Raw genomic sequence first — 24,831 nt, forward strand, 5'->3', positions numbered from 1 at the left:
GAAAACTGAACGATGAGGCAAAAATCGTATTCTACGGAATACAAACATGAATGAAGCGCAAGCTTCGTCAATCGTGACTTCGGTCACAAAAACGAGCAAGTCAAACACTTTATGGAGAGTTTGATCCTGGCTCAGGACGAACGCTGGCGGCGTGCCTAATACATGCAAGTCGAGCGCAGGAAACTGACGGAACTCTTCGGAGGGAAGGCAGCGGAATGAGCGGCGGACGGGTGAGTAACACGTAAGGAACCTGCCTCAAGGATTGGGATAACTCCGAGAAATCGGAGCTAATACCGGATAGTTCAACGGACCGCATGGTCCGCTGATGAAAGGCGCTTCGGCGTCACCTTGAGATGGCCTTGCGGTGCATTAGCTAGTTGGTGGGGTAACGGCTCACCAAGGCGACGATGCATAGCCGACCTGAGAGGGTGATCGGCCACACTGGGACTGAGACACGGCCCAGACTCCTACGGGAGGCAGCAGTAGGGAATCTTCCACAATGGACGAAAGTCTGATGGAGCAACGCCGCGTGAGTGATGAAGGTTTTCGGATCGTAAAACTCTGTTGTAAGGGAAGAACACGTACGAGAGGTAATGCTCGTACCTTGACGGTACCTTACGAGAAAGCCACGGCTAACTACGTGCCAGCAGCCGCGGTAATACGTAGGTGGCAAGCGTTGTCCGGAATTATTGGGCGTAAAGCGCGCGCAGGCGGCCTTTTAAGTCTGATGTGAAAGCCCCCGGCTCAACCGGGGAGGGCCATTGGAAACTGGAAGGCTTGAGTACAGAAGAGAAGAGTGGAATTCCACGTGTAGCGGTGAAATGCGTAGAGATGTGGAGGAACACCAGTGGCGAAGGCGACTCTTTGGTCTGTAACTGACGCTGAGGCGCGAAAGCGTGGGGAGCAAACAGGATTAGATACCCTGGTAGTCCACGCCGTAAACGATGAGTGCTAGGTGTTGGGGGGTTTCCGCCCCTCAGTGCTGAAGCTAACGCATTAAGCACTCCGCCTGGGGAGTACGGCCGCAAGGCTGAAACTCAAAGGAATTGACGGGGACCCGCACAAGCGGTGGAGCATGTGGTTTAATTCGAAGCAACGCGAAGAGCCTTACCAACTCTTGACATCCCATTGACCGCTTGAGAGATCAAGTTTTCCCTTCGGGGACAATGGTGACAGGTGGTGCATGGTTGTCGTCAGCTCGTGTCGTGAGATGTTGGGTTAAGTCCCGCAACGAGCGCAACCCCTATCCTTAGTTGCCAGCATTTAGTTGGGCACTCTAGGGAGACTGCCGGTGACAAACCGGAGGAAGGTGGGGATGACGTCAAATCATCATGCCCCTTATGAGTTGGGCTACACACGTGCTACAATGGACGGTACAAAGGGCAGCGAGACCGCGAGGTGGAGCCAATCCCATAAAGCCGTTCCCAGTTCGGATTGCAGGCTGCAACTCGCCTGCATGAAGTCGGAATCGCTAGTAATCGCAGGTCAGCATACTGCGGTGAATACGTTCCCGGGTCTTGTACACACCGCCCGTCACACCACGAGAGTTTGCAACACCCGAAGCCGGTGAGGTAACCGCAAGGAGCCAGCCGTCGAAGGTGGGGTAGATGATTGGGGTGAAGTCGTAACAAGGTAGCCGTATCGGAAGGTGCGGCTGGATCACCTCCTTTCTAAGGAAAACGTCCCTTACGGGACATGCCCATCGTTCAGTTTTGAGAGCTCGTCTCTCAGTCTCGATAGAGACACTCGCACCTTGAAAACTGAAGACATCAACAAGACATCAAACTTTTAATTAACCATGTCATTTAAGACGTGTGTTCTTAGAATACCAACGCTAGATCAAGGTATGAAGGGCGTACGGTGGATGCCTTGGCACTAGGAGCCGATGAAGGACGCGACGAACAGCGATATGCTTCGGGGAGCAGTAAGTATGCTTTGATCCGAAGATTTCCGAATGGGGGAACCCACCATCTGTAATGGGATGGGACATGTTACGTGAATACATAGCGTAGCGTGAGGCAGACCCGGGGAACTGAAACATCTAAGTACCCGGAGGAAGAGAAAGCAAATGCGATTCCCTGAGTAGCGGCGAGCGAAACGGGAACAGCCCAAACCGAAGAGCATGCTCTTCGGGGTTGTAGGACACTCTATGCGGAGTCAAAAAGGAAGACAGTAGGTGAAGGACCTGGAAAGGTCGGCCGAAGAAGGTGACAGCCCTGTAGCTGAAACTGTTTTCCCTCCAGAGTGGATCCTGAGTACGGCGGGACACGTGAAACCCCGTCGGAATCCGGGAGGACCATCTCCCAAGGCTAAATACTCCCTAGTGACCGATAGTGAACCAGTACCGTGAGGGAAAGGTGAAAAGCACCCCGGAAGGGGAGTGAAATAGATCCTGAAACCGTATGCCTACAAGTAGTCAGAGCCCGTTAACGGGTGATGGCGTGCCTTTTGTAGAATGAACCGGCGAGTTACGATAACGCGCGAGGTTAAGCCGATGAGGCGGAGCCGTAGCGAAAGCGAGTCTGAACAGGGCGTTCAGTGCGTTGTCGTAGACCCGAAACCAGGTGATCTACCCATGTCCAGGATGAAGGTCAGGTAACACTGACTGGAGGTCCGAACCCACGCACGTTGAAAAGTGCGGGGATGAGGTGTGGGTAGCGGTGAAATGCCAATCGAACCTGGAGATAGCTGGTTCTCCCCGAAATAGCTTTAGGGCTAGCCTCGAGGTTGAGAGTTCTGGAGGTAGAGCACTGATTGGACTAGGGGCCCCCACAGGGTTACCGAATTCAGTTAAACTCCGAATGCCAGCAACTTATACTCGGGAGTCAGACTGCGAGTGATAAGATCCGTAGTCAAGAGGGAAACAGCCCAGACCGCCAGCTAAGGTCCCAAAGTGTATGTTAAGTGGAAAAGGATGTGGCGCTGCCTAGACAGCTAGGATGTTGGCTTAGAAGCAGCCACCATTCAAAGAGTGCGTAATAGCTCACTAGTCGAGTGGCGCCGCGCCGAAAATGTAACGGGGCTAAACATACCACCGAAGCTGCGGATTCCGTAAGGAATGGTAGGGGAGCGTTCCAAACCGCTGTGAAGCTGTACCGGAAGGAGCAGTGGAGCGTTTGGAAGTGAGAATGCCGGTGTGAGTAGCGAAAAGAGGGGTGAGAATCCCCTCCGTCGAAAGCCCAAGGTTTCCTGAGGAAGGCTCGTCCGCTCAGGGTTAGTCTGGACCTAAGCCGAGGCCGAAAGGCGTAGGCGATGGATAACAGGTTGATATTCCTGTACCGCCGATCCACCGTTTGAACAATGGGGGGACGCAGGAGGATAGTGACGCATGCGGATGGAAGTGCATGTGCAAGTTTCAAGACCGTCTGATTGGCAAATCCGTCAGGCATCAAAGTCAAGGAACGATGCGGAGTCCCGTAGGGACGTAGGTCACGATTTCACACTGCCAAGAAAAGCCTCTAGTGAGGGGGAAGGCGCCAGTACCGTAAACCGACACAGGTAGGCGAGATGAGAATTCTAAGACGCGCGGGATAACTCTCGTTAAGGAACTCGGCAAAATGGTCCCGTAACTTCGGGAGAAGGGACGCTCTACATGAGTAGAGCCGCAGTGAATAGGCCCAAACGACTGTTTAGCAAAAACACAGGTCTCTGCTAAATCGCAAGATGACGTATAGGGGCTGACGCCTGCCCGGTGCTGGAAGGTTAAGGGGATGGGTTAGCGCAAGCGAAGCTTTGAACCGAAGCCCCAGTAAACGGCGGCCGTAACTATAACGGTCCTAAGGTAGCGAAATTCCTTGTCGGGTAAGTTCCGACCCGCACGAAAGGCGTAACGATTTGGGCACTGTCTCAACGAGAGACCCGGTGAAATCATAGTACCTGTGAAGATGCAGGTTACCCGCGACAGGACGGAAAGACCCCATGGAGCTTTACTACAGCCTGATATTGAGGCTTTGTGCATGATGTACAGGATAGGCGGGAGACGTCGAGCCCGGAGCGCCAGCTTCGGAGGAGTCACCCTTGGGATACCGCCCTTCATGCATAGAGTCTCTAACTCGCAGCCGTAATCCGGCTGGAGGACCGTGTCAGGCGGGTAGTTTGACTGGGGCGGTCGCCTCCTAAACAGTAACGGAGGCGCCCAAAGGTTCCCTCAGAATGGTTGGAAATCATTCGTAGAGCGCAAAGGCAGAAGGGAGCTTGACTGCGAGACCTACAAGTCGAGCAGGGACGAAAGTCGGGCTTAGTGATCCGGTGGTTCCGCATGGAAGGGCCATCGCTCAACGGATAAAAGCTACCCTGGGGATAACAGGCTGATCTCCCCCAAGAGTCCACATCGACGGGGAGGTTTGGCACCTCGATGTCGGCTCATCGCATCCTGGGGCTGGAGTAGGTCCCAAGGGTTGGGCTGTTCGCCCATTAAAGCGGTACGCGAGCTGGGTTCAGAACGTCGTGAGACAGTTCGGTCCCTATCCGTCGTGGGCGCAGGAAATTTGAGGAGAGCTGTCCTTAGTACGAGAGGACCGGGATGGACGCACCGCTGGTGTACCAGTTGTTCCGCCAGGAGCATCGCTGGGTAGCTACGTGCGGACGGGATAAATGCTGAAAGCATCTAAGCATGAAGCCCCCTCCAAGATGAGATTTCCCTTTGAGTAATCAAGAAAGACCCCTCAGAGACGATGAGGTAGATAGGTCACGGGTGGAAGCATGGCGACATGTGGAGCTGAGTGATACTAATCGGTCGAGGCCTTGTTCTAGCAGATGCATTGTTGATGACTTCAGTTTTGAGGGCACGAGCCTTTCAAAAAAACGAAAAAAAGTCTTGACGTTATGTGAACATAATGTTAAGATAATAAATGTCTGGTGGCGATAGCCAAGTGGTCACACCCGTTCCCATGCCGAACACGGAAGTTAAGCACTTGAACGCCGAAAGTAGTTGGGGGCTTCCCCCTGTGAGGATAGGACGTTGCCAGGCACTTGACCGATCTGCAGATTGCAGGTCGGTCTTTTTGTGTTATGTGAAACTTCAGACTGTTCTGATTATTGGTCGAGTCATTGACATGACACACTCTGCTTGTTACCATAACATCAATATTCTTTTATAAAAGAGAAAGCGAGTGGATAACATGTGGGAGAACAAATTTGCTAAAGAGGGTTTGACGTTTGATGACGTCTTACTCGTACCCCGTCGTTCGAGTGTCTTACCGCGCGACGTTGATTTATCTGTCACGCTATGTGAAGGGATCACACTTAATATTCCGTTGATCAGTGCTGGGATGGATACCGTCACAGAAGCACCGATGGCAATCGCAATGGCACGTCAAGGTGGTCTTGGTGTCATTCATAAGAACATGTCAATGGAAGAACAAGCAGAACATGTCGATCGCGTCAAACGTTCTGAAAATGGTGTCATCACGAATCCGTTCTATTTGACGCCAGAGCGTCAAGTCTACGATGCCGAGTATTTGATGAGTAAATATCGCATCTCAGGTGTTCCGATCGTGAACAATGAAACAGAGCGCAAATTAGTAGGGATTTTGACAAACCGTGATCTTCGTTTCGTCAAGGATTACTCAACTGTCATTGAAACGGTGATGACGACTGAAGAACTCGTGACAGCAAAGGTTGGTACGTCCCTCGCTGAAGCAGAACAGATTCTCCACAAACATCGCATTGAAAAGTTACCACTCGTTGATGAGAACGGTGTATTAAAAGGATTGATCACGACAAAAGATATCGAAAAAGTCGAACAGTATCCACATGCTGCGAAAGATCAATTCGGACGCTTACTCGTCGCAGCAGCTGTCGGCGTCACAAAAGATGCTTCGACACGTGCGAAGTTCCTTGTTGATGCAGGTGTTGATGCACTCGTCGTCGATACGGCACACGGTCATTCAGAAGGTGTTCTTCTCAAAGTACGTGAACTTCGTGAAGAATATCCAAACTTACCAATCATTGCGGGTAACGTTGCGACTGCTGAAGCAACACGCGATTTGATTGAAGCGGGTGCATCTGTCATCAAAGTTGGTATCGGACCTGGTTCGATCTGTACGACACGTGTTGTCGCAGGCGTCGGTGTACCACAAATCACAGCTGTCTTCGATTGTGCGACAGAAGCACGGAAACATGGTGTCTCGATCATCGCTGATGGTGGCATCAAGTATTCTGGCGATATCGTAAAAGCACTTGCTGCTGGTGGTCACGCTGTCATGCTCGGAAGCTTACTTGCAGGAGTAGAAGAGAGCCCAGGTGAGATGGAAATCTACCAAGGACGTCAATTCAAGACATACCGTGGTATGGGTTCTGAAGCATCGATGAAACGCGGTAGCCAAGATCGTTACTTCCAAGAAGCAGACAAGAAGTTCGTTCCAGAAGGAATCGAAGGACGTGTCGCTTACCGTGGTAAACTCGGCGATTCGGTTTACCAACTCGTTGGTGGTATTCGTTCAGGTATGGGATACTGTGGTGCTGCCACGTTAGAAGAGTTGCGTGAAGAGACACAGTTCATCCGTATGACGGGCGCTGGCTTACAAGAGAGCCACCCGCACGATATTCAAATTACAAAAGAAGCATCGAACTATACACGTCAGTAAACAAAAGCCTCGTCTTTCTCTAGTAGAAAGGCGAGGCTTTTGTTCATGATGATTTATGCAAATCCCACGCGTCCATCAATAAGCGTAATCCTTCCATCAACTCTTGCTCAGAGAGACTCGCAAATCCAAGGACGATTTGAGGTGTATCGGAGAGGAGGGGTAACTGGGCGTATTGAGAAAGACCGTATACTTGGATGCCTTGTTGTTGTGCCCGCTTTACGAGCTCCTGCTCCGTCATTCCGTTCGCTACGGACACGACGACATGGAGTCCGGCACTTTCACCGGTCAATCGTAAGGCGGGAATTCGGCGAAGCGATTGGATTAAGACATCGAGTTTGCGACGATAGACTTTACGCATCCGGTTGAGATGTCGTTCAAAGTCACCCTCTTTCATGAAACGTGTCAAAATCGTTTGATCAAAGCGCGAGACACTACAGGTATAGTGTGATAGTTCTGTTTGATACCGTGCGCGTAAGACTTCGGGTAAGACCATATAACCAATCCGTAGTGAAGGCATGAGTGATTTTGAGAAAGTACTCATGTAAATCACACGATTGCTGTCCATGTTGTGCAAAGACGGAATCGATTTACCGCTGTAGCGGAATTCGCTATCGTAGTCGTCTTCGATGACAAAACGGGTCGGATCCATCGCTGCCCAGTTCAACAATTGATGTCTTCGATTGACGGACAGGATGCTACCGGACGGAAACTGATGTGCCGGTGTGACATACATGACATCGACGCTTGATTCCTGCAGTTGATCGATCCGTAATCCATTCGCATCGACACGAATCGGTTCGATCATTCGTTCATGATTCTCTAGTAAGAGGCGGGTCGTATGATAACCGGGATCTTCGATGCCGTATGTGACGTTTCGTCCTAATAAGAAAAGAACGATAGGCAACAGTTGCTCGACACCAGAACCAACAACAATCTGTTCTGGGGAACAGACGACACCACGGGAATGATAGAGATAGGTTGCAATCTCTTCGCGTAATGCTAGATCGCCTTGTGGATGACCGAGTGAGACAAGTGGATGGTGATCGGTATCGATGATGTCTTTGGCATACTTTCGCCAACGGGCGAACGGGAAAGAGACCCCTTCAATCTTACTTGGATGAAAATCATACGTAATAATTGGTTTTTCTTTGGTCGCACGCGGTTCAATGACGGGTGAGGTTTTGACGTAAGCAAGTTCCTCATAGGCAAGAACAAAATAGCCTTTACGTGAGATGGATTCGACATATCCTTCTGCGACGAGTTGTTGATAGGCAAGCTCAATCGTCGTTTGACTTAAGTTCAAAAATTGACCGAGTTTTCGTTTAGATGGTAATTTCGTGCCGTACGCTAAACGACCGGCAATGATTTCGTTTCGAATCTGTTGATAAAGTTGTTCATAAAGTGGTTTTTCCTGATTACGTGTGAGTTGAAATGATAGCATGTCCATCTCGTCTAACTCCTTCTTAATAAACTGACCTGTTGAAATCATCATAAACTGATACTTTTAAAAGTGTCAACGTTTCGTATACTAAAGGGGTGAAAGTCAACCAAGGAGGAATGGATATGGAACGTCAACAAGGAACGGATCGTGTCAAACGTGGAATGGCTGAAATGCAAAAGGGTGGCGTCATCATGGATGTCGTCAATGCGGAACAAGCGAAGATTGCGGAAGCAGCAGGAGCTGTTGCAGTCATGGCACTCGAGCGTGTCCCGTCTGATATTCGTCGTGACGGAGGTGTCGCACGAATGGCAGACCCGTTGATTACGGAAGAGGTACTCGGAGCGGTCTCAATTCCCGTCATGGCAAAATGCCGGATTGGTCATATCGTTGAGGCACGAGTACTTGAATCAATGGGGGTCGATTTCATCGATGAGAGTGAAGTCCTGACTCCAGCAGATGAGCAATACCATTTACTGAAGTCAGAGTTCACCGTGCCGTTCGTCTGTGGGGCACGTGATATTGGGGAAGCCGCTCGTCGCATCGCAGAAGGAGCCGCGATGATTCGGACGAAAGGCGAGCCAGGGACTGGGAACGTCGTCGAAGCTGTTCGCCATATGCGACAAATTCAAGCACAATTGAATCAGATTTTACATGTCAGTCCAGATGAATTGATGACATTTGCGAAAGAATGGGGTGCTCCGTACGAAGTATTACGTGATATTCGGACGCAGGGACGTCTACCGGTCGTCAACTTTGCAGCCGGGGGAGTCGCGACACCAGCTGATGCCGCACTCATGATGCATCTTGGGTCAGATGGTGTCTTCGTTGGATCAGGAATCTTTAAATCAGAACACCCAGAACGTGTCGCTCGGGCGATTGTCGAAGCCGTTACGTATAAAGATGATTTTGAGCGGATTGCGTCTTTATCCAAAGGACTCGGAACAGCGATGAAAGGGATCGATGTCACATCGATGCCGTTTGAAGAACGGATGGCGACACGCGGATGGTAATCGGTATTCTGGATGTTCAAGGCGCTGTCCGTGAGCATCAACAGCAGCTTGAAGGTCTCGGTGTCGATGTCGTTCTCGTCAAACAAGCGAGCGATCTCGACGGACTCGATGGACTCGTCTTACCAGGAGGCGAATCGACCGCGATGCGTCGATTGATCGAACGTTATGCCTTGCTGGAACCGCTTCGGGAAAAAGCGACGACGTTACCGATGTTCGGGACATGTGCCGGAATGATTCTGCTCGCAACTGCTGTTGAAGCAGGACAAAGTCATCTCAACGCGATTTCGATGACGGTCCGCCGGAATGCCTTCGGTCGACAAATCGATTCGTTTGAAGGACTGTTACCGGTTGAGGGAATCGAAGAGCCGATCGAGGCAGTGTTCATTCGGGCGCCATTGATTCTGTCTGTCGGGGAGGGAACACGAGTGATCGCGAAAGTCGGAGAGCAGATTGTCGCTGTTGAGACATCGCTACATCTTGCATGTTCGTTTCATCCTGAATTGACAGAGGACGATCGCTTGCATCGGTATTTTTTACAAAAGATTAAACAGCGGCAATCGGTTCGTTCATAAAGCGTGGAAGCATCTGACAGGTTCTACTGTCAGGTGCTTCTTTTGTGCTACACTATTCGTAAAACGAATGATTGAGTGAAGGAGAGACACGATGAAACGAATCTTACTACTCTGTTTAAGTGTGTTGCTAGTCGTAGGATTTCCTACAGCGGGACAAGCAGCACCTTCGATTCAAGCAGAGTCTTACATAATGGCCGATGCGGTCACAGGGAAAATCCTTCTTCAATCGGAAGCGGATGTTTCGTTGCCTCCTGCTTCGATGACGAAGCTGATGACGCTCTACCTCGTCAGACGACAAATCGAATTGAAAAAACTGACATGGGATCAAAAAATCACGCCGAGTGAAAAAGCCTTAAAGCTTGCGAAGACGTCCGGAATCGCGCGTGTTCCAGTTAAAGCCAAAACATACACGGTTCGCGAGATGTATAATGCGGCATTCATCAAATCGGCCAATGATGCAGCGGTCATGCTAGCCGAAACTGTCGCTGGTTCAGAAGCGACGTTCGTTGAAAAGATGAATGAGACAGCAAAGCAGTTCGGGATGAATGACACGGAGTATGCGAATGCATCTGGTCTGGATGCTGTCGATGCAACCCTTCCAGGAACGAATTTGATGACAGCGACCGATATCGCCTTACTCGTCATTCGCTATATCAAGGATTACCCGGATGTACTGGATGTGACGAACAAAACACAGATGAAGCTTGATGGAGAGGTTTTGAATAACTCGAATAAGATGCTCGCGAAGGAAAAATTCGCATATACCGGCATGCGGGGGATGAAGACCGGAACGACCGATTTAGCGGGCTACTGCTTTGCCAGTGTGACAACGCGGGATAATATGACACTTGTTACGGTCGTCATGCGGACGGATTCCGATCAAGCCCGTTTCAAGGAAACGAAAAAACTACTCGATTATGGATTTGCGACGTTTGAGCCGTTGACGTATTACGGAAAAGGAGAACGGATCAAAGATGTTCTTCCAATTAAAGGAGCAACCGTTCGAAAGCTAGACGTCGTCACGGACGGTTCGTTATACGTCACGGTCTTAAAACAAGCGAAGACGCGGGAACCACGGTTCGACTTCTCAAAAACAACGGCTCCCGTGACAAAACAAGAAGTCGTCGGTACGGTGCAGGTCGCGGATGATGGGATCTATCTACCAGGATTTGAGACACCCCGTGTGAATTTATATAGCGCAACTGCCGTTCCACTTGCGAGTGTTCCGACACGGCTCGTCCGCGCTTGGACGGCTTGGTCGAAGCAAATTGAACAAGCGATTCAACAATCGACTCTTGTCAACTTCCAAGGCGATGGTGTAAAGTAAGACTAATCTCATAAAGATGCTATGAACGGACCAAGTAGATGTATCGATACTGTTAAGAGAGCTAGTGGGTGGTGTGAACTAGTCAGATCGATGGATTGAATCGAGCCGGATCGCACACCTTGCGAACAAGGTGCGGGTACGCCCGTTATCGCGTCTTAAGTTGGCTAGATATGTCTAGCAATGAGGGTGGCAACGCGGATCCAGGTGATTCGTCCCTTTTCGGTAGGAATACCGGAAAGAGACGAGTCGCCTTTTTTTATGACATAAAGGAGGAATTACAGATGATTGATATTAAACGATTACGCCAAGATTTTGACGCCATTCAAGAAAAGTTAGCGCACCGAGGAGAGGACTTAACGGACATGAACCGTTTCCTCTCACTTGATGAGAAGCGTCGAGAACTGATTGCGCGGACAGAAGTGTTGAAAGCAGAACGAAATGAAGCGACGAAAAAAATTGCTGAACTCAAGCGCAATAAGGAAAACGCGGATGAAGCAATCGCTGCGATGCGTAGTGTCGGAGACGAGATCAAGACACTTGACGACGAGTTACGTGAAGTCGAAGCGACATTGAACCAGCTTCTCCTCGGTATCCCGAACATTCCACATGACAGCGTACCAGTCGGTTCTTCTGAAGACGATAACGTCGTCGTGCGTGAAGTTGGTGACAAACCAGCGTTTGACTTTGAAGCAGTTCCACACTGGGATTTGATGGAGCAATTAAAAATCGTCGACGTCGAGCGTGCCGGAAAAGTCACAGGTAGCCGTTTCGTTTTTTACCGCGGAGCCGGTGCACGTCTTGAGCGGGCATTGATCAACTTCATGATGGACCTCCATCAAGATCAGCACGGCTACACAGAAATCTTGCCACCACTCATGGTCAACCGTGACTCTATGACAGGAACAGGGCAACTGCCGAAGTTCGAAGAGGATGCGTTTAAAGTCGAAGAGACGAACTACTTCCTCGTACCGACAGCAGAAGTTCCGGTGACGAACATGCACCGTGAAGAAATCCTAACTGCAGATCAGTTACCGATCGGTTATGCGGCGTACAGCCAATGTTTCCGTTCAGAAGCAGGTTCTGCCGGACGCGATACGCGCGGTTTGATCCGTCAGCACCAATTCAATAAAGTTGAACTCGTTCGTTTCGTCAAACCAGAAGAATCTTACGAGCAACTTGAATTGTTAACAGGACAAGCGGAAACGGTCTTGAAAAAGCTAAAGCTTCCGTATCAAGTGTTGAGCATGTGTACAGCTGATCTCGGATTCACGGCTGCGAAGAAATACGACATCGAAGTCTGGATGCCAAGCCAAGGCGTTTATCGTGAAATCTCTTCTTGTTCAAACTTTGAAGATTTCCAAGCACGCCGGGCACAAATCCGTTTCCGCCGCGAAGCGAACGCAAAACCAGAATTCGTTCATACGTTAAACGGTTCTGCCCTTGCAGTCGGTCGGACAGTTGCTGCGATCTTAGAGAACTACCAGCAAGCGGATGGATCAGTTGTTATTCCAGAAGTGCTTCGTCCATACATGGGTGGTCTTGAAGTGATTCAAGCTTAAGTCAGAAGGGGGAGTAATCCCCCTTTCTGTATTTTAAAAAGTTTTTTTAGAAAAGGTCTTTACACGTTAAAAGGCAGATGCTATCGTAATTAATGTCAGGAAAACAGACAGGTCATCATTGATCTGGTAAGAAGTACGGAGGCGTACTCAAGTGGTTTAAGAGAACGGTCTTGAAAACCGTCAGGCGGCGAAAGCCGTGCGTGGGTTCGAATCCCACCGCCTCCTCCATTTTTATTTTTTTGACAACAACATGCACGTTTTATAGCTTGGAGGCGTACTCAAGTGGTTTAAGAGAACGGTCTTGAAAACCGTCAGGCGGCGAAAGCCGTGCGTGGGTTCGAATCCCACCGCCTCCTCCACTTCTTTTTTTTACCCAAAAATAAATATAATCATGGAGTCGTACCCAAGTCCGGCTGAAGGGGACGGACTCGAAATCCGTTAGGGGTCGCAAGGCTCGCGTGGGTTCGAATCCCACCGACTCCGCTTTTTATGAAGCATCTCAATTCTGAGGTGCTTTTTTGTTGCATCGATTTCTTCGTGCGTGCTATGGTTGCCTACGTGAAAAACGAAGAAGAGGTGGACGAAATGAACGAACAAACAAAAGAATCGTTGCTTTCGCATTATGCGATGACGATGACATATGTAAAAGACTTAGAACAGATTTCAGAAGAGACGTGGCGGACGTCGTATGCAGAAGGTAAGTGGACAGTTGCTGAGATCATCGGTCACTTATCACCATGGGATCGCTTCATGGTCGCAGAGCGTATTCCGTACTTGCTCGCGGGTGAACCATTCCGAGTCGCACCGGATAGCCAAGCGGTCAATGAGGAAGCGGCGAAGATGAGCCGTGAGCAGCAACGGATCTTGACGATTGATGAGTTTTTAGTCAGTCGTGACTTGTTGAGTCGTGCGGTCGAATTGATTCCGGAAGAACGCCTGCAGGACAAGGTCGTCATTAAAGACAAAGAATTGACGATTGGTCAATTCCTTGGAGCGATGGCTCAACATGATTTACACCATATGGAACAAATCAATCAAGTGATTGGTTAATGCGAGGGAGATGCGAAACGCGTCTCCTTTTTTGCGCAAAAAAAGATCCGCCTAAGAGGCAGATCTAATCAGTTAGCGTGTATTGGCAATACGAGCAACTTCAAGCTGCTTTTCAATCTTCGCGAGAATCCGGTCGATGGATTCTGGCTCGTTCAGTAAATCGTATTCGTCGATCGACAAGCGGAGTACCGGGCAGATTGTGAAGTTATTGATCCAGTTCGTATATCGTTCGTACATCTCTTCCCAATATTCGATTGGTGTCTGTTGCTCCATCTCACGTCCGCGAAGACGAATTCGTTCTAGTACTTGTTCGAATGAGCCTTCAAGATAGATCAAAAGATCCGGATGTGGGAAGAATGGTGTCATGACCATTGCGTCAAACAAACTTGAGTATGTCTCGTAATCCGTTGGAGACATCGTTCCTTTTTCAAAATGCATCTTAGCAAAGATCCCTGTATCTTCATAGATCGAACGATCTTGGATGAAACCACCACCGTATTGGAAAATCCGCTTTTGCTCCTTGAAGCGTTCAGCGAGGAAATAGATTTGGAGGTGGAAGCTCCAACGCTCGAAATCATGATAGAATTTATCCAAGTAAGGGTTTGTATCGACTTTTTCGAGTGACGTCCGGAAACCAAGGGCATCTGCTAATCCGTTTGTGATCGTTGATTTACCGATCCCGACCATACCGCCGATCGTAATGACGGCATCTGCCGGGATGTTGTATTGTTCGCGTAGCTTCAAGTTCATGCGTGGTTCGCTCCTTCATATAATTCGTTCCGGATCGTCGTCAAGACGTACTCGAGATCTTCCGGTCGCTTGACGAAGTCGAGTTCATCCCCGTCGAAACGGATGATTTTGACTTCCGGATGTTTGGCTTGGTATTCCGTGACGAATGTCTCGTAATCCTCGGCCAATTGTTCGAGATAAGCACGTGACATATTTTCTTCGATTTCTCGTCCGCGCAATGCCACACGTTTCATCAAGGTGTCGATGCTTGCGTTCAAATAGATGACAGCATCCGGTTTCGGCATGTCTGTCGTCAGGATCGAATAGATTTGTTCGTACTTCTCAAGATGCTCTACCTTTAGAGAGCGGTGTGCAAAAATCAAGTTCTTAAAGATATGGTAATCAGCAACGACAGAGCGTTGTTTACTGAGGTAATGACGTTCGATATCATCGAGTTGTTTGAAGCGATTGCACAAGAAGAACATTTCCGTCTGGAAGCTCCATTCTTCGATATCTTCATAGAACTTTCCAAGAAAGGGATTTTCTTCGACGATTTCGCGTAACATAGAAAAAGAGAAATGGTGACTGATGGCGTTCGCAAGTGATGTTTTGCCTACACCAATCGGTCCTTCAACCGTTATGAACATATACAATGACCCTCCGTTCAGCAAAGTGCAATTTATATTTTAGCACAAAGAAGTACGACTTGCTGAAGTTTCAAAAGGAGAATTTTTTTAGAGTGAGGAGTATCATCGATGGAACGACAGGAACACTATATGCGTCTTGCAATCGAAGAGGCAAAAAAGGCAGAAGCGATCGGTGAAGTTCCGATTGGATGTGTCATCGTCAAAGATGATGAAGTCATCGCGACGGGTTACAATCACCGGGAAACGGATCAGCAGGCGACGGCACATGCCGAGTTGATCGCGATTGAGGAAGCTTGCCAAAAGCTCGGGAACTGGCGACTTGAAGGGTGTGAGCTCTACGTGACGCTTGAACCTTGTCCAATGTGTGCTGGGGCCATCATGCTGTCACGGATCGAACATGTCATCTTTGGGGCCGTTGATCCAAAGGGTGGATGCTGTGGAACACTGATGAACCTAGTGCAAGACGATCGGTTCAATCATGTCTCAGAGCTGACGAGCGGTATATTAGAAAAAGAGTGTGGTGAGATGCTAACGACGTTCTTTCGGGAACTGCGCGCGAAAAAGAAAGCGCGAAAGCGGGCAATGGGTTGCATCACACCAGATGAAACAGTATAATGAAAAAGCACTGAAACAAGGTGCCACTAAAAATCGATAAACCATTTGCCGTGCTAGGTGGGGATGTAGCGGTTCCCTGTCACTCGCAATCCGCTATAGCGAGACTGAATTCCATGTCGAGGGATATGATTGGTGTGGTCTGCCTCACGTAAGTAGCGTTGACGTTTGAGTCCTACGCAACAGATACCCATGAACCAGGTCAGGTCCGGAAGGAAGCAGCCTTAAGTGGTGCTCTCTGTGTGTTGTAGGGGTGCTTGGACTGAGCAGGCTGCGTGAGTAACGCATGTTGAACATATTTCAGAATATGGTGCGCGGCAGTTTAATTTTTAAAGACAAGTCTACAGCCGGTTTCGGTTGTAGACTTTTTTAGGTAAAATAGAATGAGGAACTTAAAAAGAGGAGGCGCAAACTTGGCCTATCAAGCACTATACCGCGTGTACCGTCCACAACGATTCGACGAAGTCGTTGGACAAGCGCATATCACCCGCACAATCCAAAATGCATTGATGGAGGGACGGATGTCCCACGCCTATCTATTTTCGGGTCCTCGGGGAACGGGAAAGACGAGTCTTGCCAAAATCATCGCCAAAGCAATCAACTGTGAGCATGCTCCGGTCAAAGAACCGTGTAATACGTGCCCAACGTGTCTTGCGATTACAGAAGGATCAAGTCCGGACGTCTTCGAAATCGATGCGGCTTCCAATAACGGCGTAGATGAGATTCGGGAAATTCGGGATAAAGTCAAATATCCCCCTTCAGAAGCAGCTTATAAAGTCTACATCATTGATGAAGTGCACATGTTGTCGACAGGTGCCTTTAATGCCTTGCTCAAAACACTAGAAGAACCGCCGGCACACGCCATCTTCATCCTAGCAACGACAGAACCACATAAAATCCCGGCGACGATCATCTCACGTTGTCAACGTTTCGATGTGAAGCGGCATGAAGTTGATCAACTCGTAGAGCGGATGCAATATATCTTAAAAGACCAATCGATCGAGTATTCGGATACGGCATTACGATTGATTGCCCGAGCGGCGGATGGTGGTATGCGTGATGCGCTGAGTCTGCTCGACCAAGCGGTTGCATTTTCGAATGGTGATCTAAACGATGCGGCTGTTCTTGAAGTAACAGGGGCAGTAGAAGATGAAGCGTTATTGAATATTGCTCGTGCCTTACATGAACATCAAGTCGATCAGTTATTGCAGACGCTTGAAACGATGCAACGAGCGGGAAAAGATCTAAAACGTTTCGTTGAGGATCTCGTCTTCTTTTACCGGGACACTTTGTTGTTGAAAGCCTCTCCTACAGCTGTCGACTTGCTAGAGCGTGCTCGCCCAACGGATGAGTTCAAACAATTCGTTGAATCGATTGAAGCGGAGACGTGCTTTACGATCATTGATCAGTTACATGACTGCCAACAACAGATGCGATTGACGAATCATCCGCGGGTCCTCGTTGAGATTGCCTTCATTCAGATTGCGGAACAAGGGAGAACGACGGGACAGATCGTCCAATCGTTGCAACAGGAAGTCCGCGAGATGAAAGAACAGATGCATCAGTGGAAGTCAAATGGTGTTCCGGCTCAAGAAACGGCTGCACCACAAGCACAACCGAAACGAAAACAAGGACGACCGACCGTTCGGATCGCGAAAGAGCGCATTCGTCAAATGTTAGGGCGAGCAGAAAAAGCTCAGCTACGTGAGATTCAAGAGAGATGGGATCACATCTTAAAATGGATATTAAAAGAAGATGGACCAATTTACTCGTTACTTCATGAAAGTAAACCGGTTCTTTGTTCGGCGGATACGTTGCTGATTGAATTCGATGACGGTAAAGGATGGCACTTTGAACAGGTCATGACGAATGAACGAACACGTTTTGTGATTGAAGAAGCATTGTATGAAGTATGTGGCGTCAAACGCGAAATTTTAGCGATTCTTTCAAAGGATTGGCATGAACTGAAAGCAGAGTTTGTTGCTAAGCGAAATAGTAGTAGTATAGAAGAGAAGGAAACAAAACAAGAATCGAAGAGCGATCAGTTATTGTCCGAGACGCTTGGTCGTTTTGGTGATATCGTAGAGTTCGAAGATTAAATTCGAGGAGGAATACAGATGCGCGGAATGGGAAACATGAACAATATGATGAAACAGATGCAAAAGATGCAAAAGGATATGGCGAAAGCACAAGAAGAGCTAAAAGACTTAACAGTGACAGGTACAGCAGGCGGAGAGATGGTCTCAGTCGTTGCAGATGGTCATAAAAATATTGTAGATGTCATCATTAAAGAAGAAGTCGTCGATCCAGATGATGTTGAAATGATTCAAGATCTCGTCTTAGCTGCAACAAACGATGCTTTGAAGAAGGTCGATGAACTCGTCTCAAGTAAAATGGGGAAATTCACACAAGGTATGAATCTGCCGGGAATGTTTTAATTCGTAGGAGGAAACCACTTGCAATATCCTGAAGCGATTAGTCGTTTGATCGAAAGTTTTACGAAACTGCCGGGGATTGGTCCGAAGACAGCAGTTCGTCTAGCGTTTCATGTCCTTGATATGGAAGAGGACGATGTCTTAATGTTCGGAAAGGCATTGGTCAGTGCGAAGCGCGACATTGCCTACTGTAGTGTCTGCGGGAATATCACGGATCAAGATCCTTGTTATGTATGTACAGATAAACACCGAAACCGTACGATTGTCTGTGTCGTCCAAGATTCAAGGGATGTCATTGCAATGGAAAAAATGCGAGATTACCAAGGGTTGTATCATGTCTTGCATGGAGCGATCAGTCCAATGGAAGGAATCGGTCCGGAGGATATCAATGTATCTAGCCTACTAACACGTCTTCAAGCGGACGAAGCGATTACGGAAGTCATCTTAGCGACCAATCCGAACATCGAAGGAGAAGCGACAGCGATGTATCTATCGCGTCTGTTAAAACCAACGGGTATTCGGATCACTCGGATTGCCCATGGTCTTCCGGTTGGTGGAGATCTTGAATACGCAGATGAAGTGACGTTATCTCGTGCAATGGAGGGACGTCGCGAACTATGAGTTGGTTTCGAAAGAAGATTCGCAGTGAGTACGACCAGCGTTTGTTAGAAGAATTAGCAAAAGCAAAAGAAGATTATTTGATGAAGCGTCATCTCTTAGAAATCAGCTATGATGACTATGGTGATTTAGAAGCACAAATGAAGTTAGCGGAATCACTGTATTTCTTCTATATAAGCGAAGCAAAAAGAAGACGCGTCTCATTGATGATGAAGTAAACCGCAGCCATTCTTGTCTGCGGTTTTTACATGCTCTAAAAAAACTATAAGTTATTTTAATAAAGTAGTTGCACATGTCTAATTATCGTGATATATTAATTTATGTCCTTAAGAGGACGAGCGCTTACGGCAAACAAGTAAAAAACAATTTCAAAAAAGTTGTTGACTTCTTGTTTCAGACTTGGTATTCTAATTGAGTCGCCAAAACAGGCGCGGACGAACTTTGAAAACTGAACGATGAGGCAAAAAACGTATTCTATGGAATACAAACATGAATGAAGCGCAAGCTTCGTCAATCGTGACTTCGGTCACAAAAACGAGCAAGTCAAACACTTTATGGAGAGTTTGATCCTGGCTCAGGACGAACGCTGGCGGCGTGCCTAATACATGCAAGTCGAGCGCAGGAAACTGACGGAACTCTTCGGAGGGAAGGCAGTGGAATGAGCGGCGGACGGGTGAGTAACACGTAAGGAACCTGCCTCAAGGATTGGGATAACTCCGAGAAATCGGAGCTAATACCGGATAGTTCAACGGACCGCATGGTCCGCTGATGAAAGGCGCTTCGGCGTCACCTTGAGATGGCCTTGCGGTGCATTAGCTAGTTGGTGGGGTAACGGCCCACCAAGGCGACGATGCATAGCCGACCTGAGAGGGTGATCGGCCACACTGGGACTGAGACACGGCCCAGACTCCTACGGGAGGCAGCAGTAGGGAATCTTCCACAATGGACGAAAGTCTGATGGAGCAACGCCGCGTGAGTGATGAAGGTTTTCGGATCGTAAAACTCTGTTGTAAGGGAAGAACACGTACGAGAGGTAATGCTCGTACCTTGACGGTACCTTACGAGAAAGCCACGGCTAACTACGTGCCAGCAGCCGCGGTAATACGTAGGTGGCAAGCGTTGTCCGGAATTATTGGGCGTAAAGCGCGCGCAGGCGGCCTTTTAAGTCTGATGTGAAAGCCCCCGGCTCAACCGGGGAGGGTCATTGGAAACTGGAAGGCTTGAGTACAGAAGAGAAGAGTGGAATTCCACGTGTAGCGGTGAAATGCGTAGAGATGTGGAGGAACACCAGTGGCGAAGGCGACTCTTTGGTCTGTAACTGACGCTGAGGCGCGAAAGCGTGGGGAGCAAACAGGATTAGATACCCTGGTAGTCCACGCCGTAAACGATGAGTGCTAGGTGTTGGGGGGTTTCCGCCCCTCAGTGCTGAAGCTAACGCATTAAGCACTCCGCCTGGGGAGTACGGCCGCAAGGCTGAAACTCAAAGGAATTGACGGGGACCCGCACAAGCGGTGGAGCATGTGGTTTAATTCGAAGCAACGCGAAGAACCTTACCAACTCTTGACATCCCATTGACCGCTTGAGAGATCAAGTTTTCCCTTCGGGGACAATGGTGACAGGTGGTGCATGGTTGTCGTCAGCTCGTGTCGTGAGATGTTGGGTTAAGTCCCGCAACGAGCGCAACCCCTATCCTTAGTTGCCAGCATTGAGTTGGGCACTCTAGGGAGACTGCCGGTGACAAACCGGAGGAAGGTGGGGATGACGTCAAATCATCATGCCCCTTATGAGTTGGGCTACACACGTGCTACAATGGACGGTACAAAGGGCAGCGAGACCGCGAGGTGGAGCCAATCCCATAAAGCCGTTCCCAGTTCGGATTGCAGGCTGCAACTCGCCTGCATGAAGTCGGAATCGCTAGTAATCGCAGGTCAGCATACTGCGGTGAATACGTTCCCGGGTCTTGTACACACCGCCCGTCACACCACGAGAGTTTGCAACACCCGAAGCCGGTGAGGTAACCGTAAGGAGCCAGCCGTCGAAGGTGGGGTAGATGATTGGGGTGAAGTCGTAACAAGGTAGCCGTATCGGAAGGTGCGGCTGGATCACCTCCTTTCTAAGGAAAACGTCCCTTACGGGACATGCCCATCGTTCAGTTTTGAGAGCTCGTCTCTCAGTCTCGATAGAGACACTCGCACCTTGAAAACTGAAGACATCAACAAGACATCAAACTTTTAATTAACCATGTCATTAGACGTGTGTTCTTAGAATACCAACGCTAGATCAAGGTATGAAGGGCGTACGGTGGATGCCTTGGCACTAGGAGCCGATGAAGGACGCGACGAACAGCGATATGCTTCGGGGAGCAGTAAGTATGCTTTGATCCGAAGATTTCCGAATGGGGGAACCCACCATCTGTAATGGGATGGGACATGTTACATGAATACATAGTGTAGCGTGAGGCAGACCCGGGGAACTGAAACATCTAAGTACCCGGAGGAAGAGAAAGCAAATGCGATTCCCTGAGTAGCGGCGAGCGAAACGGGAACAGCCCAAACCGAAGAGCATGCTCTTCGGGGTTGTAGGACACTCTATACGGAGTCAAAAAGGAAGACAGTAGGTGAAGGACCTGGAAAGGTCGGCCGAAGAAGGTGACAGCCCTGTAGCTGAAACTGTTTTCCCTCCAGAGTGGATCCTGAGTACGGCGGGACACGTGAAACCCCGTCGGAATCCGGGAGGACCATCTCCCAAGGCTAAATACTCCCTAGTGACCGATAGTGAACCAGTACCGTGAGGGAAAGGTGAAAAGCACCCCGGAAGGGGAGTGAAATAGATCCTGAAACCGTATGCCTACAAGTAGTCAGAGCCCGTTAACGGGTGATGGCGTGCCTTTTGTAGAATGAACCGGCGAGTTACGATAACGCGCGAGGTTAAGCCGATGAGGCGGAGCCGTAGCGAAAGCGAGTCTGAACAGGGCGTTCAGTGCGTTGTCGTAGACCCGAAACCAGGTGATCTACCCATGTCCAGGATGAAGGTCAGGTAACACTGACTGGAGGTCCGAACCCACGCACGTTGAAAAGTGCGGGGATGAGGTGTGGGTAGCGGTGAAATGCCAATCGAACCTGGAGATAGCTGGTTCTCCCCGAAATAGCTTTAGGGCTAGCCTCGAGGTTGAGAGTTCTGGAGGTAGAGCACTGATTGGACTAGGGGCCCCCACAGGGTTACCGAATTCAGTTAAACTCCGAATGCCAGCAACTTATACTCGGGAGTCAGACTGCGAGTGATAAGATCCGTAGTCAAGAGGGAAACAGCCCAGACCGCCAGCTAAGGTCCCAAAGTGTATGTTAAGTGGAAAAGGATGTGGCGCTGCCTAGACAGCTAGGATGTTGGCTTAGAAGCAGCCACCATTCAAAGAGTGCGTAATAGCTCACTAGTCGAGTGGCGCCGCGCCGAAAATGTAACGGGGCTAAACATACCACCGAAGCTGCGGATTCCGTAAGGAATGGTAGGGGAGCGTTCCAAACCGCTGTGAAGCTGTACCGGAAGGAGCAGTGGAGCGTTTGGAAGTGAGAATGCCGGTGTGAGTAGCGAAAAGAGGGGTGAGAATCCCCTCCGTCGAAAGCCCAAGGTTTCCTGAGGAAGGCTCGTCCGCTCAGGGTTAGTCTGGACCTAAGCCGAGGCCGAAAGGCGTAGGCGATGGATAACAGGTTGATATTCCTGTACCGCCGATCCACCGTTTGAACAATGGGGGGACGCAGGAGGATAGTGACGCATGCGGATGGAAGTGCATGTGCAAGTTTCAAGACCGTCTGATTGGCAAATCCGTCAGGCACCAAAGTCAAGGAACGATGCGGAGTCCCGTAGGGACGTAGGTCACGATTTCACACTGCCAAGAAAAGCCTCTAGTGAGGGGGAAGGCGCCAGTACCGTAAACCGACACAGGTAGGCGAGATGAGAATTCTAAGACGCGCGGGATAACTCTCGTTAAGGAACTCGGCAAAATGGTCCCGTAACTTCGGGAGAAGGGACGCTCTACATGAGTAGAGCCGCAGTGAATAGGCCCAAACGACTGTTTAGCAAAAACACAGGTCTCTGCTAAATCGCAAGATGACGTATAGGGGCTGACGCCTGCCCGGTGCTGGAAGGTTAAGGGGATGGGTTAGCGCAAGCGAAGCTTTGAACCGAAGCCCCAGTAAACGGCGGCCGTAACTATAACGGTCCTAAGGTAGCGAAATTCCTTGTCGGGTAAGTTCCGACCCGCACGAAAGGCGTAACGATTTGGGCACTGTCTCAACGAGAGACCCGGTGAAATCATAGTACCTGTGAAGATGCAGGTTACCCGCGACAGGACGGAAAGACCCCATGGAGCTTTACTACAGCCTGATATTGAGGCTTTGTGCATGATGTACAGGATAGGCGGGAGACGTCGAGCCCGGAGCGCCAGCTTCGGAGGAGTCACCCTTGGGATACCGCCCTTCATGCATAGAGTCTCTAACTCGCAGCCGTCATCCGGCTGGAGGACCGTGTCAGGCGGGTAGTTTGACTGGGGCGGTCGCCTCCTAAACAGTAACGGAGGCGCCCAAAGGTTCCCTCAGAATGGTTGGAAATCATTCGTAGAGCGCAAAGGCAGAAGGGAGCTTGACTGCGAGACCTACAAGTCGAGCAGGGACGAAAGTCGGGCTTAGTGATCCGGTGGTTCCGCATGGAAGGGCCATCGCTCAACGGATAAAAGCTACCCTGGGGATAACAGGCTGATCTCCCCCAAGAGTCCACATCGACGGGGAGGTTTGGCACCTCGATGTCGGCTCATCGCATCCTGGGGCTGGAGTAGGTCCCAAGGGTTGGGCTGTTCGCCCATTAAAGCGGTACGCGAGCTGGGTTCAGAACGTCGTGAGACAGTTCGGTCCCTATCCGTCGTGGGCGCAGGAAATTTGAGGAGAGCTGTCCTTAGTACGAGAGGACCGGGATGGACGCACCGCTGGTGTACCAGTTGTTCCGCCAGGAGCATCGCTGGGTAGCTACGTGCGGACGGGATAAATGCTGAAAGCATCTAAGCATGAAGCCCCCTCCAAGATGAGATTTCCCTTTGAGTAATCAAGAAAGACCCCTCAGAGACGATGAGGTAGATAGGTCACGGGTGGAAGCATGGCGACATGTGGAGCTGAGTGATACTAATCGGTCGAGGCCTTGTTCTAGCAGATGCTTGTTGATGACTTCAGTTTTGAGGGCGCGAGCCCGTCGTCTGGTGACGATAGCCAAGTGGTCACACCCGTTCCCATGCCGAACACGGAAGTTAAGCACTTGAACGCCGAAAGTAGTTGGGGGCTTCCCCTTGTGAGGATAGGACGTTGCCAGGCTTTTGTTTTTTTAATAAAACAATTGACAGACTTACATAGATGTTTTATCATTATAGAAGTCGTCACCTTATACTTAAAACGGTCCTGTGGTGTAGCGGTTAACATGCCTGCCTGTCACGCAGGAGATCGCGGGTTCGAATCCCGTCAGGACCGCCATTTTAATATCGGCTTTGTAGCTCAGTTGGTAGAGCAAAGGACTGAAAATCCTTGTGTCGGCGGTTCGATTCCGTCCAAAGCCACCATTTCTTTTGCCGGTGTAGCTCAGCTGGTAGAGCAACTGACTTGTAATCAGTAGGTCGCGGGTTCGACTCCTGTTGCCGGCACCATTTTTATTTTGGCGATTGTGGCGAAGTGGTTAACGCACCGGATTGTGATTCCGGCATTCGTGGGTTCAATTCCCATCAGTCGCCCCATTTTTTAACTTCATATCATTTATGTGTCATTAGCTCAGTTGGTAGAGCATCTGACTTTTAATCAGAGGGTCGCAGGTTCGAATCCTGCATGACACACCATTTTTATGCGGGTGTGGCGGAATTGGTAGACGCGCTAGATTTAGGATCTAGTGTCTTTGACGTGGGGGTTCAAGTCCCTTCACCCGTACCATTTATATGCGGAAGTAGTTCAGTGGTAGAATACGACCTTGCCAAGGTCGGGGTCGCGGGTTCGAATCCCGTCTTCCGCTCCATTTATATTTGAATAGCATTATGCGGTCGTGGCGGAATCGGTAGACGCGCTAGGTTGAGGGCCTAGTGGTGGCAACATCGTGGAGGTTCAAGTCCTCTCGACCGCACCATATGATGCACCCTTAGCTCAGCTGGATAGAGTACTTGACTACGAATCAAGGGGTCGGGAGTTCGAATCTCTCAGGGTGCACTTTTCGGGAAGTAGCT

The 24,831-nt window shown here is 49.6% G+C and carries 14 protein-coding genes, 13 tRNA genes, 6 rRNA genes, 1 other RNA gene and 1 other annotated feature (1 of these 35 running past the window's edge); of the genes, 31 read left to right on the plus strand and 3 right to left on the minus strand.

Annotation, left to right across the window (positions count from 1 at the left end):
- The first annotated feature begins 108 nt into the window (after positions 1-108).
- The 4 genes from P401_RS0114380 to guaB all read left to right on the plus strand — a co-directional run bounded on the left by P401_RS0114380 (position 109) and on the right by guaB (position 6,587).
- Positions 109-1,670: ribosomal RNA gene (locus tag P401_RS0114380) — 16S ribosomal RNA — on the plus strand.
- 167 nt (positions 1,671-1,837) lie between these two features.
- Positions 1,838-4,751 (plus strand): 23S ribosomal RNA (locus P401_RS0114385).
- 102 nt (positions 4,752-4,853) lie between these two features.
- Positions 4,854-4,969: ribosomal RNA gene (gene rrf / locus P401_RS0114390) — 5S ribosomal RNA — on the plus strand.
- Together the 16S, 23S and 5S rRNA genes form the textbook arrangement of a ribosomal RNA operon.
- Before the next feature lie 151 nt (positions 4,970-5,120).
- Positions 5,121-6,587: an IMP dehydrogenase gene (gene guaB, locus P401_RS0114395; protein ID WP_029343029.1), complete on the plus strand. Its 1,467-nt coding sequence runs from the start codon at positions 5,121-5,123 to the stop codon at positions 6,585-6,587.
- Between the two features lie 43 nt (positions 6,588-6,630).
- On the opposite strand, the gene pdxR is transcribed toward guaB, so the two are convergent.
- On the minus strand, positions 6,631-8,034 hold the full coding sequence (gene pdxR / locus P401_RS0114400) for a MocR-like pyridoxine biosynthesis transcription factor PdxR (protein ID WP_029343030.1): 1,404 nt from the start codon (positions 8,032-8,034) through the stop codon (positions 6,631-6,633).
- Between the two features lie 116 nt (positions 8,035-8,150).
- On the opposite strand from pdxR, the gene pdxS reads away from it, so the two are divergent.
- The 8 genes from pdxS (at position 8,151) to P401_RS0114440 (ending at position 13,546) form a co-directional block, all read left to right on the plus strand.
- On the plus strand, positions 8,151-9,038 hold the full coding sequence (pdxS, locus tag P401_RS0114405; protein WP_029343031.1) for a pyridoxal 5'-phosphate synthase lyase subunit PdxS: 888 nt from the start codon (positions 8,151-8,153) through the stop codon (positions 9,036-9,038).
- The gene (pdxT, locus tag P401_RS0114410; protein ID WP_029343032.1) at positions 9,032-9,610 is read left to right on the plus strand and encodes a pyridoxal 5'-phosphate synthase glutaminase subunit PdxT; all 579 of its coding nucleotides are present in this window, start codon (positions 9,032-9,034) and stop codon (positions 9,608-9,610) included. Before pdxS ends, pdxT begins: the two co-directional genes overlap by 7 nt.
- A 91-nt stretch (positions 9,611-9,701) precedes the next feature.
- The gene (locus tag P401_RS0114415) at positions 9,702-10,937 is read left to right on the plus strand and encodes a D-alanyl-D-alanine carboxypeptidase family protein (protein ID WP_029343033.1); all 1,236 of its coding nucleotides are present in this window, start codon (positions 9,702-9,704) and stop codon (positions 10,935-10,937) included.
- Between the two features lie 12 nt (positions 10,938-10,949).
- Positions 10,950-11,157 (plus strand) — a binding site (T-box leader).
- A 61-nt stretch (positions 11,158-11,218) separates the two neighbouring features.
- Complete coding sequence (serS, locus tag P401_RS0114420) at positions 11,219-12,496, plus strand: serine--tRNA ligase (protein WP_029343034.1); 1,278 nt, start codon at positions 11,219-11,221, stop codon at positions 12,494-12,496.
- 137 nt (positions 12,497-12,633) lie between these two features.
- Positions 12,634-12,724 (plus strand) — tRNA-Ser (locus P401_RS0114425).
- A 40-nt stretch (positions 12,725-12,764) separates the two neighbouring features.
- Positions 12,765-12,855: transfer RNA gene (locus tag P401_RS0114430), tRNA-Ser, on the plus strand.
- A 34-nt stretch (positions 12,856-12,889) separates the two neighbouring features.
- Positions 12,890-12,979 (plus strand) — tRNA-Ser (locus tag P401_RS0114435).
- Positions 12,980-13,081: 102 nt separating this feature from the next.
- The gene (locus P401_RS0114440; RefSeq protein WP_029343035.1) at positions 13,082-13,546 is read left to right on the plus strand and encodes a DinB family protein; all 465 of its coding nucleotides are present in this window, start codon (positions 13,082-13,084) and stop codon (positions 13,544-13,546) included.
- Positions 13,547-13,618: 72 nt separating this feature from the next.
- Here P401_RS0114440 and P401_RS0114445 read toward each other — a convergent pair whose 3' ends face one another.
- Positions 13,619-14,296 carry a deoxynucleoside kinase gene (locus P401_RS0114445; RefSeq protein WP_029343036.1) on the minus strand — a complete coding sequence of 226 codons (678 nt, stop codon included), beginning with the start codon at positions 14,294-14,296 and terminating at the stop codon, positions 13,619-13,621.
- Positions 14,293-14,922, minus strand: coding sequence for a deoxynucleoside kinase (locus P401_RS0114450; RefSeq protein WP_029343037.1), 630 nt, complete (start codon positions 14,920-14,922; stop codon positions 14,293-14,295). The genes P401_RS0114445 and P401_RS0114450 overlap by 4 nt, the downstream gene beginning before the upstream one ends.
- Before the next feature lie 108 nt (positions 14,923-15,030).
- Between P401_RS0114450 and tadA the strand changes: the two genes are divergently transcribed.
- From tadA to P401_RS0114540, 19 genes are all read left to right on the plus strand, one after another.
- The gene (gene tadA / locus P401_RS0114455; RefSeq protein ID WP_029343038.1) at positions 15,031-15,537 is read left to right on the plus strand and encodes a tRNA adenosine(34) deaminase TadA; all 507 of its coding nucleotides are present in this window, start codon (positions 15,031-15,033) and stop codon (positions 15,535-15,537) included.
- Between the two features lie 48 nt (positions 15,538-15,585).
- An RNA gene (gene ffs, locus P401_RS18375) (signal recognition particle sRNA large type) lies at positions 15,586-15,852 on the plus strand.
- Positions 15,853-15,947: 95 nt separating this feature from the next.
- Positions 15,948-17,633 (plus strand): DNA polymerase III subunit gamma/tau, encoded by a 1,686-nt coding sequence (dnaX, locus tag P401_RS0114460; protein ID WP_029343039.1) that lies wholly within the window; start codon positions 15,948-15,950, stop codon positions 17,631-17,633.
- A gap of 18 nt (positions 17,634-17,651) precedes the next feature.
- Entirely contained in the window at positions 17,652-17,972 is a 321-nt protein-coding gene (locus P401_RS0114465; RefSeq protein WP_029343040.1) for a YbaB/EbfC family nucleoid-associated protein, read from the plus strand.
- 18 nt (positions 17,973-17,990) lie between these two features.
- Positions 17,991-18,590, plus strand: a complete 600-nt coding sequence (recR, locus tag P401_RS0114470; protein WP_023469882.1) for a recombination mediator RecR — start codon at positions 17,991-17,993, stop codon at positions 18,588-18,590.
- Positions 18,587-18,805, plus strand: a complete 219-nt coding sequence (locus tag P401_RS0114475; protein WP_023469883.1) for a YaaL family protein — start codon at positions 18,587-18,589, stop codon at positions 18,803-18,805. Before recR ends, P401_RS0114475 begins: the two co-directional genes overlap by 4 nt.
- Positions 18,806-19,138: 333 nt before the next feature.
- A 16S ribosomal RNA gene (locus tag P401_RS0114480) occupies positions 19,139-20,700 on the plus strand.
- Between the two features lie 165 nt (positions 20,701-20,865).
- Positions 20,866-23,779: ribosomal RNA gene (locus P401_RS0114485) — 23S ribosomal RNA — on the plus strand.
- 46 nt (positions 23,780-23,825) lie between these two features.
- Positions 23,826-23,941: ribosomal RNA gene (rrf, locus tag P401_RS0114490) — 5S ribosomal RNA — on the plus strand.
- A gap of 80 nt (positions 23,942-24,021) precedes the next feature.
- Positions 24,022-24,097: transfer RNA gene (locus P401_RS0114495), tRNA-Asp, on the plus strand.
- A gap of 10 nt (positions 24,098-24,107) precedes the next feature.
- Positions 24,108-24,183 (plus strand) — tRNA-Phe (locus tag P401_RS0114500).
- Between the two features lie 8 nt (positions 24,184-24,191).
- A tRNA-Thr gene (locus P401_RS0114505) sits at positions 24,192-24,267 on the plus strand.
- An 11-nt stretch (positions 24,268-24,278) separates the two neighbouring features.
- Positions 24,279-24,354: transfer RNA gene (locus P401_RS0114510), tRNA-His, on the plus strand.
- Positions 24,355-24,377: 23 nt separating this feature from the next.
- Positions 24,378-24,453: transfer RNA gene (locus tag P401_RS0114515), tRNA-Lys, on the plus strand.
- 7 nt (positions 24,454-24,460) lie between these two features.
- Positions 24,461-24,544 (plus strand) — tRNA-Leu (locus tag P401_RS0114520).
- A gap of 7 nt (positions 24,545-24,551) precedes the next feature.
- Positions 24,552-24,626: transfer RNA gene (locus P401_RS0114525), tRNA-Gly, on the plus strand.
- A gap of 21 nt (positions 24,627-24,647) precedes the next feature.
- Positions 24,648-24,734 (plus strand) — tRNA-Leu (locus P401_RS0114530).
- Positions 24,735-24,740: 6 nt separating this feature from the next.
- Positions 24,741-24,814, plus strand: a tRNA-Arg gene (locus tag P401_RS0114535).
- Positions 24,815-24,819: 5 nt separating this feature from the next.
- Positions 24,820-24,831: transfer RNA gene (locus tag P401_RS0114540), tRNA-Pro, on the plus strand; it runs 65 nt beyond the window's last position.

The sequence above is a fragment of the Exiguobacterium acetylicum DSM 20416 genome (genome assembly GCF_000702605.1).
In the GTDB taxonomy this organism is placed as follows: domain Bacteria; phylum Bacillota; class Bacilli; order Exiguobacteriales; family Exiguobacteriaceae; genus Exiguobacterium_A; species Exiguobacterium_A acetylicum.